Source organism: Candidatus Binatia bacterium, from assembly GCA_023150935.1.
In the GTDB taxonomy this organism is placed as follows: Bacteria; Desulfobacterota; Binatia; order HRBIN30; family HRBIN30; genus JAKLJW01.
Genome location: JAKLJW010000002.1, coordinates 70,553 through 83,501, shown reverse-complemented (window position 1 = coordinate 83,501; position 12,949 = coordinate 70,553). Strand labels below are relative to the sequence as shown.

Genomic DNA, 12,949 nt, shown 5'->3' with positions numbered 1-12,949 from the left:
GGTCCGAACGCGAGCCCGGATTAACCACCGCATCTGGGGCTGTCAAGGCGTCGGTGCCGATCCACCGCGAAAACCCGGGCGCCCGGCATCCACCGGGCGCCCGGGTGAACTCGTACGGTCAGTGCACGGTGATCGGGACCTTGCGGGGAGCAAGGTTCGCCGGTGTCTTCATCGTGACTTCGAGGACTCCGTCCTTGTACGAGGCCTCGACCGACTCGGGGTCGACACCCTCGGGCAGGGTCAGGGCGCGTTCGAAACTGCCGTACGTCACCTCGCTGTAACCGCCTTCGGGCGCGGTCCGCTCGGACGTCCACTTGCGCTCGCCCTTGATGGTCAGGCGGGTACCTTCGACGGCGATCTCCACGTGCGCCGGGTCGATTCCGGGAAGATCGGCCCTCACCACCAACCGGTCATCGCGGGTGAAAGTCTCGATCGCCGGCATCAGCGGCGTCCGCCGGCCTCCGCCGGGCCGGGCGCGGTCGACATCGAAGAACCGGTCGAACATCTCCTCGATGTCGTGCTGCAGGTTGAACAGTTCGCGGTGCGGTCTCCAGAGAGTCAGGTTTGTCATGGGTCTTGCTCCTTTCGATGGGTTTTCTCCGCCACCCGCAATGTCCGATAATCACGCTTAGTGCCGGTGCAACCTGCGCTGTCCGGCACCACCCCGGGTCCCTTGTATCGGGCCAGGCCGAAGTAGAGTCGGGAACGGTGAGTCCGTCCTACCTAACCCCCGTGCCGTTGGGGGCGGGGAGGCCAAGGGCGTCGCGCATGAGGGTGAACAGATCGGTGTTGTCGATAATACCCTGGACCCTTTCTGCGGAGGGGCCCTGGGCGGCGACTCGCACCTGGGTGCCGCTGTGTTCCTGGTAGCGCCCCGGGGTGGCACTGGTGGCGTAGGCGACGTGCATCGGGGTGCCGTCCGCCGTCAGCAGGGTGCTGAGCAGGCCCGGACTGTGATCCGTCCAGTCCGGCAGCGGTAGAATTTGTACGGCGTGGCCGTGGTCGCCGGTAACGATAACCAGCGTGTCCGGGTGCGCGGCGGCGAAGTCCAATGCTACCCCGACCGCCGCATCCAGCGCGACGGTTTCGCCAATCTGCGCACAGGGGTCGGCGAGGTGGCCCAGCTTGTCGATCGAGGCCCCTTCGACTTGCAACAGAAATCCCCGGGGTTTCCCCGCTTGAGCCCGCTGCAGCCGATCGATGGCAACGCGGGTCATCTCCGCCAGGCTGGGTTGCCGGGCGGGACGCTGCCCGGTGCGGCAGCGTTGTGGCCCGGTGCCGGGGAATCGGGTGGCCGGCTGACCGGTCCATTCCGGGGTCATTTCGGCCGCCGCAAAGAGCCCGAGCACCTTACCCTCCGGTGGGGCCGCGGCCAGGCCGGAGGCGTCCTCGATCACGGTGTACCCCCGCCTCCGGGCCGCCTCGAGGACGGTCGCAGCATCGCTCTCCGGCGAATCGAGGGCTTGGGCGAACCGTTGTTTCCCCCCGCCGAGCAACACATCGAAATCGCGATCCAGGAGTTGTTCCGCAATCGACCCCGGACCGCCCGTGGCTCGCCTGAACGGTGGGCAGGGCGCCATATCGGCCGGTCCCTGGCACTTGCGGCTGTTGACGTGCGCTCCCAGCGCAGCGGGGGTCGCGTCGGTCAACTCCGCGGTGGAGATGTTGCCGGTCCCCAGCCCGTGGGCTTTGGCCATCTCGGCAATGGTGGGTAGCGACTCTCCGCCTCCCGTGGTCGTGGAAAGCCGGCCGTTGCTCGTCTTCCGTCCGGTGGCCCAGGCGGTGGCACTGGCCGCGGAATCGGTAACGTATTCCGGCCGCGGCGGCTGGGCTTCGCTCACCGCATAAGTCGTCATGGCGCCGGTGTGCGGCAGGCGGTCCATGTGCAACCGCCCGGCAGCTCCCACGTGGTAGTTGCGCGCCATGGTGATTTCGCTATCGCCCATGCCGTCGCCGATGAAGAGGATCACGTTGCGTGCGCCTCCCGACAAGACGGCGTCCGCGGTTGGTGTCGAGAACGCGGCACTCCACGTCGGCGGAGGAACCTGCGCCGACAGCCGAGCTGCGGTGCCGCCCCCGACCAGCACGAGTGCCACGGCAATGGCCGGCACCCGAAAGCCATGGCGCGCCAATCGCATGAGCTAATCGAGTAGCCTACCGACCCGGCCGCTGAAAAGGGGGCCGACTCTGCTCCGCGGAGCCACTGCAATCCGTCCGTGACGGGTCCGTAGCCGCCCCGTCACGAGCGTGTCGCAAGCGCTGCCGAGCGGGCGCGCCGAGGAAGGTTCCGACAGGCTCCTGGCTCCTAAGTACTCCGGTTCATTAGTCCGGCGACGTATTCCGTTCGTCCCGAGTAGCGCCATCTTTTCGGCGGCGTATCGAGGGGCGGGGCCGCAAAGCCGCTCGCCAGGCTGCCCCTGGATACGCCCCTAAGAAAACGGGGCTACTCGGGGCGAACGGGAAGCGTCGTACGGAATACGTCGCCGTAATTGTGCCCATCACTACTAAGGCCTGGGTTCTTCCGCCTCGATGCCACTCAGGGCCGCGCGTGCGGCGTCGGCTGACGGGAACTGGCCCTTCTGCTCCAGGGCAGCGGTCAGTTCCGCCTGCGCTCTGGCCGTGTCTCCGTTCTTCAAGTAGGCCATACCGAGGTGGTAGCGGACCTCCGGATTATCGGGCAGCTTGCCGGCGCTCTCCTTGAGTTGTTCGATGGCCGCCCCGAACAGGTTACGTTTGTAAAGGATCCAGCCCAGGGTATCGGCGATGTAGGGGTCGTCGGGCAACTTTGCGCGCGCCTTACGGGCCAGTTCCAGAGCGATGTCGAGGTTGTTTTCGCGCTCGGCGTAGTGCCACGCGAGATTGTTTGCGGCCGGAGCGAATTCCGGTTGCAAGTCGAGAGCCTGCTTGTACTGCTGCGCGGCGTCCGCGTACTTCCCCTCCATTTCGTCGATGACGCCCAGCATCATGTGTGCGACGACGCTTTTGGGGTCGCGCTGAACGAGGCGTTCGAACTGCGCGCGGGCCTGGGGTAGCTGTCCACCCTGGCCGTACACGGAACCAAGGACGAAATAGGCCGCCAGCAGGTCAGGGTTCCGGCTGATGGTCTCCTCGAGGGTCGCCGTTCCGCCCGCCGTGTCGCCGCTGGCCAGGAGCAACTGCGCCAGCACCAGTCGTGCGTTGCCCACCTCCGGATTGGCGTCCACGTGCCGGCGCACCCGATCTATGCGCAATTGTTCCGACTTGCCCTCGGCGGCCATGACGGTAATCAGGTCGGCGAGAATATCCGCGGAGGTTGGACTCAACGAGAGGGCGCGCTCGAGTTGCACGACGGCCTCCGCGTGCTTGCCTTCACTCGCCAGTGCACGCCCGAGGCGGTGGTATCCCTGTGCACGGTCCGGGAAGTCCCGCACCAGCGCCTCGGCCGCCGCCCGGGCCTCCGGGAAGTTACCGCGGGCGAGTGCGGTGTCGCTTACGATGAGCTGCATGTCGACGCTCCGCGGCGCCGCCCTGAGCACGCGCTTGGCCTCTTCCTGCGACAGGTCGGCCGATCCCTTCTGAAAATAGACTCTCGCCAGCAGCATGCGGCCGGCGAGAAAACCGGGTTCGTATTGCAGGCAGGTGGTGAGCTCCTGCACTGCCTGGTCGAGCTTGTTTTCGCGCACGCGCGCGATTGCCAACTGATAGCGGGCCCGTACGAAGCCGGGCCACTCTTTGAGGATCTGTTCGAGTTCCGCCGCGGCCTTCTGCACATCACCCCTGGCGACCAGCAACCGGGCCTGGACGTAGCGCGTCTCGAGGTCGTCCTTGTTCGCCGCCACCAGTTCTGTCACGCCGCGTTCGGCCTCCGGCATTTTTCCGCGTTCGAGGTAGACGTCGACAAGTCGCCGTTTCGCCGCGAGGGTGTCGGGGCCGTCCTTTGCCATCCGATCGAGGATCGCCTCCGCCTCGTCGAATTTGGCCTCGGCGAGGTAGAGTTCCGCTAACTGGAACGACGGCGCGCTGTTCTTCGGAAACTTCGCGATGGCCTGTTTCAGCACTTCCTCGGCGGCCGCATTCTCGCCGCGCAGTCGGTCGAACATGGCCAGGGCGGTGTAGGCATCGAGTTTGTCGGGATCGAGCGCGATTGCTTGCGCCATGGCCTGCTTGGCCTCTTCGAGCTTGCCCTGCGTTGCCAACAAGCGCCCCTCGGTCAGGCGCACCGCCGCCGAGTTCGGCGCTATCGCCAGCGCCTCCTTTACGGCATTCGTGGCGTCTTCCGTCCGGCCCTCGATCATGAATCGCGTAGCCAGAAGGAGATACGCATCGACATCCCTGGCGTTCGCCTCGATGAGATTGCGGGCTTGCTCCTCCGCCTTGTTCCCGTCGCCGCCGGCCAAATAAAGACGGCCCAGCTCGAGCCTCGCGTCGCGCAGCTTCGGATCCAGGGCCAGCGCGCGTTGGAGTTCGGCGAACGCGTTGTTCAGGTCGTTCATGCCCAGATAGGCCCGCGCGAGTTGGTAGTGCGCGGCCGCGTCCTTCGGATCGATCTGCAGCGCATTGCGGAACTCGATCTCCGCCTCGCGATATTTCTCCGCGGCAAGGTACTCCCGGCCTCGGCTGACATGGTCCGCGGCTCTCTGCTCCTTACTTGCACACGCCCCGAGGAACGCCAGCCCCAGGAGGACACCGGCCCCTAGCGCACGCATCGTGCGCCCCCGCAATACCGCCTTGTCGCTTGCCGTGTCCGGAAGCTCCGTCGTCATCGTCGACACACCTCTCTCCTACTCGGGCAATACCGCATCGAGCGCCGGCATAGCGACTCGCATGAACGCGGCAATCGTCGTTTGCGCCTCCGCCTCGTTCCGAACCACCGGCGTAGAAACGCGCACCAGTGCCCCGTCGGTTCGCTGGCGCATGACCGCATCTACGATCATGTACCAGCGGACCAGGTACTCGCTGGCAACGATCCGGTCGCGCTCTCTGAACCAGTAATACACGAGCTGCCGGTGATCCCCTTTAGCGAACACTATCTCGTTCATTTCCCCCGCCGCCGGCCCGCCGAAAGGGTACGGCACCCGACGATCCTCGATCGGCTGCCAACCCGCTCCGGGCAGGCAGTTCTTCGGCGAATGACTTTGCTCGCCCTGCTGCTGGCGCGCGAAATAGCTGACATAGAGCCACACCCGATTTCCCGCCGCATCTCGATACTCGCGCAGCAGAACGTCGCGGGTCCCGAGTCGCTGCGCTACGCGCTCGCCAATCGCTTCGTCGCGCCCACGCCAGCCCTCGAGTTCGACGCTCATCGAGTCCAGTGGGCGCCGCAACGGGACGGGATCGTTGCGCCCCAGTAAACCCGGCAGGGGTACGGCGGCGAGCAGCACACCGATCGTGATCCAGTAGTGTCGCCAGACCGCTCCCACGGCCACCTCACCCACTGGTACGGTCCAATGGACGGACCACCATGGCAGCCGCGGCCAGGAGCGCCAGGGCCGCGACGAACACTAACCAACCCGAAAACGTGTGGAAGAAGCCTTCGGCGACCTCCGAACCGTAGTAGTACGACAGGACGCCGGTGCCCGCCACTCGTGCGCCGTTCATCAGCACGGCAATCGGAACGCTCAACGCCGCCAACAACACTCGCGGTCCAGTGCCGCGAAGAAACAGGACCGCCACAACGACACCCATCGCCCCCAACGAAATGAGCGATCGCAGCCCACTGCACGCTTCGACCACTTCCAGCGAGGTGTTCGGCAACAGTATGATGTTGCCCTCGCGCAGGGCCGGCAAGCGCAGCCAGTGCAACGCCGTTACCGCGATCTCGGAGGCGGCGAACTGCAACGGCAGGGTTACGGAATTGAGCACCACCGCCGGCAGCGGCACCATGAACAGCAGGAACCCCAGCGGTAGCGCCAGTATCCGGGCGTATCCCCAGCCCAGAACCGAGACAATCACGCCCACGATCACGACCACCAGCGAAAGACGCATCGTGAAGAGTTCCGCGGCCAACCGACCGACCAGCAACAGACCGACCCCTCCCAGGACGATCGCCAGGCCGACCAAGCTTGGTTGAGGGACCAGTCGGGCCAGATCGTCGCGCCGGTCGTAAGCCAACCACGCCGACACGAAAGGCACAATTATCCCGTGCGAGTAGTTATCGTCGACCCAGAGATCTGCCACCCAGAGCGGCAGAACATTGCGGTAAAGCGCCGCCCCCACCAACACCAGCAGTAGTACGGCGAGGGCGACCCGGATGTCCGTAATGCCGGCGACCCGCCCATCCGATCGCAGGTCGATCACACCCACCCACCAACCCGTGGGTACGCCCCTTCCCCGGTCACCATCGGATATCCTCCCCGTGAGTCATGCGGTATCCCTGCCAGGTGCCAACCCACCTGCTCCAACTAGATACCGCAAATACCCCCTGCTCGCATCCCCGAACTGCGCCCGCCAGGCGGGGCCGGGGCTCTGCCCCCGGCCGCTACTGCCCGTCCGCGATCATCCAGTGCCAACCGCCCGTGCAGTCGCCCAGCGGTACGGCCCGGAACTGCAATGGACCGACCGGCAGCCCGGCGGTGTCGACCCGGAACGCCCCGGATTGGCATGAATACCGAGCCACGCCGGCGTGCAGGGCCTCTCCGGGCTCGCCGCCGAAGGGATCGAACAGCCACTCTCCACCGCATAACGCGCTCACCGGGAGGTTTGCCAGCGTGCCCACCGCCCGCTGCATAATCAACCGTCCATCGAGTTCCGTCAGGAAGCCGTCACCGTCCGTGTCGCACGCCGTCTCCAGCAACGCATTGAGTTCGCGGGTCCCCGCAACCGCCTGAAACACGTAGGCCGCATCGAGTGCAGTAACCGCCCCCTCGGTGCCTGCATTCGATCGTGGCCGCACCAGCCACGTTCCACTCGCTAATCCGAAGACGGCAAACCGTCCCGCGCCGTCCGTGCGCACAGAGGCTGCCCGCGGCCATCCCGGCGACTGCCCGTCGAAAACCTCTACCTCCACATCGCCGACCGGCACGCTGCCACCGTAATACAAGATCTCCCCGAACATGCTCGCCCCGGGGGGCGGCCACGACACCGGACTCGGACTCCGTGTTGCCACGGGGGTTGGGGTCGCCACTTGCGGCGCGGCCGTCGGTGTCGCCGCATTCCTCACAGACACCACCACGCGGTCACGGCTGGCAAACCCCTGACGCTCGTCCCCCGCAGCAACCTCGATCTCGTACGTGCCGGGACTGGCAACGCGAACCTCCGTCTCGCTGGCGAACGGCGCCACGAAAGCGAGTCCGGGCGGACCGGCAATCTGCCGCCAGAGGTAGGTCGTGCCCGGCTCTGCCGGCGAACCCACAACAAGGACGGCGCCCATATTGACCGAGCGGTCCGGCCCCGCATCGGCCCGCGGCAACCGTTCCACCGTCTCCGAGAAGTGCTTTTCGTTGGAATAGTCGCTCTCCAGGCCCGCCAGGTTAACCGCCGTCACGGCCGCGTACCTGAACTCCGCGCGACCTTCCGTCAGGACGTAGCCGACCACGCCGTCAGCCACCGTCGCAGCCTGAGGGACGACGTCCAGCCGCGTCTCGTACGCGCGCGACTCACTCCCAAGGTACAGACGATATCCGGCCAGGTCGTGCTCGGGCGGCACCGTCCAACGCAGCAGCACATCCACCGCCACCGCCGCCTGCGGTAGCAGTAACTGCAGCGCGCAAACCAACCCGCTCCACCGGAGCACTGCCTTTCGCCAAGCACCACTCATGCCCATACCGCACTTCCGGATCCGCCCCGCGGACGGTTCGCCGGCGAGGGCGGATGCTGCCAGAGTGCAACCTTCCACCTCCCGCACACGTCACGGATGACCTGCGGTATCAAGGGCGAACCGCTTCCGCGGCCACGGCCCTGAACGAAACCCCACCGATACGAACGCGATTGCCGGTCACTGCCAAACCGCGGCGGCGAGCGGTCCCCAACAATCGAGCCAGATCGGCTACCGCGAGGTCGACCGTAACCATACCATCACCCCGCCCCGCCGCTGCCGGCACGAAGCGCACTTCACCGCCATCCAGGGTCACCCGCCGCGACTCGCCCTCGACCGTGACCCCGACTCCCAGAACCGCCGCCCAACGCGCCGCCGTCGCCTCGATGTCGTCGGCTTCGATCTCTGCCCCGACGATCCCGATCGCCACCTCGCTGCGCACCCGCTCTCGCCAGTGCGGACCTGCCCATTGCCACGACGCCGGCGGCACCATCGTGTCGAGCGACACGATCGCACCCCCGACGTCGCGCGGGTGCAGGTGAATCGTCCGCGCCTCGGGCAGATCTATGCTCCAAACGATCCTTACCCCCGCCGCCGCCACCCGCACGCGGGCAACGTCGAGGTCGTCGCACTGAAAGATCGCCATGTACCCGCCGTCCCCGCCACGACGATCGAGAAAGCGCCCGGCGGTAGTCCCCTCCTGCACCGGCGACACAACCTCGATAAACGTGTCGCCGACCGGCATGACCGCATTGCGCAGGCCGAAAACACCCACCCCCGGATCGCGATACGCTACCTCGATCCCGAGTACCGCGCAGAGGTCGTCCACCACCGACTCGAGATCGCGCGCGGCCAGAGCGACTTGACGCAGACGAAGCATATACGAACCCCAAGTCCCAAGTCCCAGCCCCAAAGTCAATGAACATCTCACCCCAAGCCCCACCACTTCCCCATTGTCCACAAACGCTCCCGTCTGGTACGCGTTAAGGATGCCAATCGGACTGATCGCCGCGTCTCGGCGCGCACTTGCCGGCGTAGCTCTTGCCGCGCTGGTCACCGGCGTTGCGGGTGCGGCAATGCCTTACCCTCCGAATCCGCAACCATGTGGCGATCCGAACCTCGACCGTCCGTGCTTCGGGGCCACCGATTTTTCCCGCTATCTCTTCCTGCCGGCGACCGAACCTCCGACCGTTCCCAACGACTTCAACGACGATTGGAAGTTCACCAGCGGCACCACCGGCGACCCGACCATCGATGCAAACCCGCAGGAACTCTTCGGCGTCCGCGGCGCCAGCGTCGACCGTGCCTGGCAGATCACCACCGGCCGCCCCGACGTCGTCATCGCCGTTCTCGACTCGGGCATTCGCTGGGCCGAACCACTGCCCGACCTCGTTAACAAACTGTACCTGAATCGCGGCGAGCTGCCCGTTCCCGAGGGCAGCGACAACCCCGTCGACCCGCACGATCGCAACGGCGACGGCCTGTTCACGGTGCCCGACTATCTCGCCGGCCCACGGCACGTCGCCGACAGTCGTGTCTCCGACCTCAACGACAACGGTGCAGTCGATCCCGAGGACGTCATCCTCCGCTTCTCCGACGGCGCCGACGACGACCACAACGGCTACATCGACGACATCTGCGGCTGGGACTTCTACGAGGACGATAACGACCCGCTCGACGAAGTGCGTTACGGCCACGGGACCGGGCAAGCGCACGATTCCGGCGGCGAGGCCGATAACGGCGGGGAACTCGGTACCTGCCCGAACTGCCTCGTGCTACCCGTCCGCGTCGCCGATAGCTTCGTTACCGACGTCAATCTGTTTGCGCAGGGCGTCGTCTTCGCCGTCGACAGCGGCGCTCGCGTTATCCAGGAGGCCCTCGGTACACTCAACCAGACCAGCTTCGGACAGCGGGCCGTGGACTACGCTTACCGTAACGGCGCCGTGGTTATCGCCTCGGCGGCCGACGAAGCGTCGAATCACCACAACTTCCCCGCGGCCTACGCGCACACCGTCGTGGTCAATTCGGTGACCAAATTCAACGACCTCGCCGGCGTCGTGCAGACCCCGCCATCGTACCTCTACCTCAATGGCTGCACGAACTTCGGCGGCCACATCGCCCTGTCGGTGCCGTCGTCGTCCTGCTCGTCCGAAGCGACCGGTCGCGGCGCCGGCGTCGCCGGCCTCGTGGTCTCCGCCGCTCTCAACGCCATCGACCAGGGCGTCCTGACAACCTACCGGCGCGACGACGGCTCCCCGGCCCCGTATCCGCTATCGGCGGAGGAGACGAAACAGATCCTCACCGCAACCGCCGACGACATCGACTTCGACGCCCATCCCGATGCCGAACCGCCCCTGCCGCAAAACTACTTTACATCCAGTCCCTTCCCGGGCGTGGGGCAGAGCCAGCGCTATCCGTCGATCGCCGGCTGGGACCAGTACTTCGGGTACGGCCGTCTCAATGCCGCGGCCGCCGTTGCCCGGGTGGCCGCAGGTCACATTCCGCCGGAGGCGTCGATTGCCGCGCCGGCCTGGTTCTCGACCATCGACCCGACCAAGACCGCGACCCTGCCGATCAGCGGACGCGCCGCCGCCAACCGCGCGGCATCGTACACCTACACCATCGAGGTCGCCCCGGGCATTCAGCCCCGCGAAACCGACTTCACGCTCGAAGTCGCATCGACCGCACGCGATCGCGCCCTCGACGGTACTCTGGGCACGATTGACCTCGACCGGCTTGCCGCCCGCATGCCCGACGGCACCACCGGTCCCCCGATCGACGAGGCGGGGGCTCCCGACCCCGACCGTTTCACGTTCACCGTCCGCCTGCGCGTGATGGACGCGGCGGGCCGGATCGGGGAAGACCGCCGCACCTTCGCCCTGCACCACGAGCCGGACCTGCTCCCCGGTTTTCCCATTCCTCTCGGCGGCGACGGGGTGTCTGCACCCCTCACCGCCGACCTCGATCTCGACGGGCGCGAAGAGATCGTCCTCGGCACTTCCGAGGGCGCCGTGCATGCGTACAAAGCCGACGGAACCGAAGTTCCGGGCTGGCCGGTTTCCACCGACCCGCTCGAACTGCACATGGATGCACCGGCGTTTGCCGGCGGCGCTCTCGCCACGCCGGTGCCGGCAGCGGTGCTCGGTGGCGTCGTCGCCGGCGACCTGGATCGCGACGGCGCGCTCGAGGTGGTCGCTACCGATCTGGTCGGTAAGCTCTACGTCTGGGACCGGCACGGCCGGCGGCGCGAGGGTTTTCCCGTCAAGACGCTGCCGCAATACTCGCATGCCTGGCGCTCCGAACGGGATCCGTCGACGCCCGAGGGGCAGGTGCCGGACCGTACGAATCGCCATAACCGCCACAATCGGGTGGGCCGTGCACTGGGCGGAGGCGCGGTGCTCGCCAACCTCGACGGCTCCGAGGACGGTTCGCTGGAAATTGTCGCCGGCGCTTTCGACCGTCATCTGTACGCGTGGCGACACACGGGAGAGCCGGTGCCCGGCTGGCCGGTTTTATTGAAGGATCCCGCCCGGGTAGCCGCGGTCGATCCGGTCACCGACGAGGTGCGGCTCGCGGACAAGAGCGACGCGGTCATCGGGAGCAAGATCATCGCCCCGCCGTCCGTCGGCGACCTCGACGGCGACGGCGACATCGAGGTCGTCGCCGTCGTCAACGAGGGCTATCGCGAGGATCCGAACGTACGCTTCACCGATCTGACGATCGGTTTGTATCGCGCGGCCGGTGCCCTGCAGTCCGGCAACACGCGTGTCTACGCGGTGCACGCCGGTGGAGTCGCCCACAACGACCCGGAACTCCTGCGCGGCTGGAATCCGGGCGCGTTCGTTAGCGGTTGGCCGGCGAAGACGGCGTTGCTCACCACAGAGTTGTTGCCGCTCGTGGGCACCGGCAGCAACGGCCCGCCCGCTCTCGCCGACGTCGACGGCGACGGCCGACTCGAGGTGACGACGGGATCCGCCATCGGCCCGGTGTATGTGCTGACCGCCGACGGGCAATCCTTCTTCGGCAGCAACCGTCTGCGATTCTCCACGCTCGCCATGGACGTGCTCGGGCCGGGCAGCCCGGCGGCGGACGCGCCAACCTTCGGTTCTCTGGGCAGTCCGGTGTTTGCGGAATTGGACGGGCCCGGCCGGGGCTTTCAAGTGGTCGCCCCGACGGCGGGCCTGGGCAAGCTCGTCGACAACCAGCTCGCGGCCTGGCAGACCCCGTCCGAATCGCAACTGAGCGCATGGGACGTGACCACGGCCGACGGGCGGCCGACGACCGGGAGTTTCCGGCCGGGGTTTCCGCGTGTCGTCAACGACCTGATGTTCTTCGGTGCCGCCAGTGTCGCTGACATCACCGGTGACGGCGCGCCGGAAGTCCTGGCGGGCAGTGGAGTCTCCGACCTGCATGCGGTCGACGGTAACGGCCGTGTCGCGCCGGGCTGGCCGAAGTTCACGGGCGGCTGGATGGTCGCCTCGCCCGCGGTCGGCGATCTCGACGGCGACGGTATGTTGGAAGTCGTTGCAGTCATCCGCGAAGGGCAGCTCTTCGCATGGCGTACGCTCGGAGACGCCTGCGCCCCGCTGCCGTGGCGGCGTTTCCACCACGACGAGCATGGCAGCGGCAATTACCACACCGACGCGCGTCCGCCGGCGTCACTGAGCGCGGCGGACGTTGTACGCGTCACCCAACGCCGGTGGCACGGCATACCCGAGGTCCGCGTCGAGTTAGCCCGCACGCCCGGAGATGACCTGTTTTGCGGCATGCCGGCGAGAATTGCGGTGCGGTTCGCCGGCGCGCCAATCACATCGCTCGCAGAGTTCACGGCCGCCGAGGCCCCTGCCGTTGTCACCGCTGCGGCCACCGCCGGCGGACCGGGTGTGCTGACGATCGCCGATTGGCGTTTCGCGGACCGCACCGTCCACCTGGCGATGATGGTATCCGATGAGGCCAGTAACCGATCGGCGATCGCGCAACTCGGCCCGGTCGGTTTCGATGCCCCGACCCCGACGCCCACGCCCCCTGCGGCAACCCCCACGCCGACCTCAACGACCCCGGCACCACGAGACGACGGCGGCTGCGAGATGCACGCCGCTAGCGGTGCCGCCTGGCCGCTCCTCACGGCGGTGCCGCTCTGGATCTGGCGGCGACGACGGTCCGCAGGTGGCGGCGAAGCCCGGAGTACCCATGACCTCTACCGCGCCTGAGAAGACG

The 12,949-nt window shown here is 67.0% G+C and carries 8 protein-coding genes; 1 reads left to right on the top strand and 7 read right to left on the bottom strand.

All coding sequences use genetic code 11. From position 1 onward, the window contains the following. Positions 1–118 precede the first annotated feature (118 nt). The 7 genes from L6Q96_02580 to L6Q96_02550 form a co-directional block, all read right to left on the bottom strand. Entirely contained in the window at positions 119–571 is a 453-nt protein-coding gene (locus tag L6Q96_02580; GenBank protein ID MCK6553462.1) for an Hsp20/alpha crystallin family protein, read from the bottom strand. Positions 572–719: 148 nt separating this feature from the next. After that, entirely contained in the window at positions 720–2,138 is a 1,419-nt protein-coding gene (locus tag L6Q96_02575) for an alkaline phosphatase (protein MCK6553461.1), read from the bottom strand. A 366-nt stretch (positions 2,139–2,504) separates the two neighbouring features. Further along, the gene (locus tag L6Q96_02570) at positions 2,505–4,742 is read right to left on the bottom strand and encodes a tetratricopeptide repeat protein (GenBank protein ID MCK6553460.1); all 2,238 of its coding nucleotides are present in this window, start codon (positions 4,740–4,742) and stop codon (positions 2,505–2,507) included. Between the two features lie 18 nt (positions 4,743–4,760). Beyond that, positions 4,761–5,414, bottom strand: a complete 654-nt coding sequence (locus L6Q96_02565; GenBank protein ID MCK6553459.1) for an EpsI family protein — start codon at positions 5,412–5,414, stop codon at positions 4,761–4,763. After that, positions 5,407–6,282, bottom strand: a complete 876-nt coding sequence (gene xrt, locus L6Q96_02560; GenBank protein MCK6553458.1) for an exosortase — start codon at positions 6,280–6,282, stop codon at positions 5,407–5,409. Before xrt ends, L6Q96_02565 begins: the two co-directional genes overlap by 8 nt. Before the next feature lie 175 nt (positions 6,283–6,457). Further along, positions 6,458–7,735, bottom strand: a complete 1,278-nt coding sequence (locus L6Q96_02555; GenBank protein ID MCK6553457.1) for a hypothetical protein — start codon at positions 7,733–7,735, stop codon at positions 6,458–6,460. A gap of 109 nt (positions 7,736–7,844) precedes the next feature. Beyond that, positions 7,845–8,612: a VOC family protein gene (locus L6Q96_02550; GenBank protein ID MCK6553456.1), complete on the bottom strand. Its 768-nt coding sequence runs from the start codon at positions 8,610–8,612 to the stop codon at positions 7,845–7,847. Positions 8,613–8,721: 109 nt separating this feature from the next. Between L6Q96_02550 and L6Q96_02545 the strand changes: the two genes are divergently transcribed. Next, the gene (locus L6Q96_02545) at positions 8,722–12,942 is read left to right on the top strand and encodes a S8 family serine peptidase (protein ID MCK6553455.1); all 4,221 of its coding nucleotides are present in this window, start codon (positions 8,722–8,724) and stop codon (positions 12,940–12,942) included. Positions 12,943–12,949 lie beyond the last annotated feature (7 nt).

Excerpts from the sequence above, each read along its gene's own strand:
- L6Q96_02555 (MCK6553457.1), bottom strand. The coding sequence starts at position 7,735 with ATGAGTGGTGCTTGGCGAAAGGCAGTGCTCCGGTGGAGCGGGTTGGTT.
- L6Q96_02580 (MCK6553462.1), bottom strand. The coding sequence starts at position 571 with ATGACAAACCTGACTCTCTGGAGACCGCACCGCGAACTGTTCAACCTG.
- L6Q96_02550 (MCK6553456.1), bottom strand. The coding sequence starts at position 8,612 with ATGCTTCGTCTGCGTCAAGTCGCTCTGGCCGCGCGCGATCTCGAGTCG.
- L6Q96_02575 (MCK6553461.1), bottom strand. The coding sequence starts at position 2,138 with ATGCGATTGGCGCGCCATGGCTTTCGGGTGCCGGCCATTGCCGTGGCA.
- L6Q96_02545 (MCK6553455.1), top strand. The coding sequence starts at position 8,722 with ATGCCAATCGGACTGATCGCCGCGTCTCGGCGCGCACTTGCCGGCGTA.
- L6Q96_02570 (MCK6553460.1), bottom strand. The coding sequence starts at position 4,742 with ATGACGACGGAGCTTCCGGACACGGCAAGCGACAAGGCGGTATTGCGG.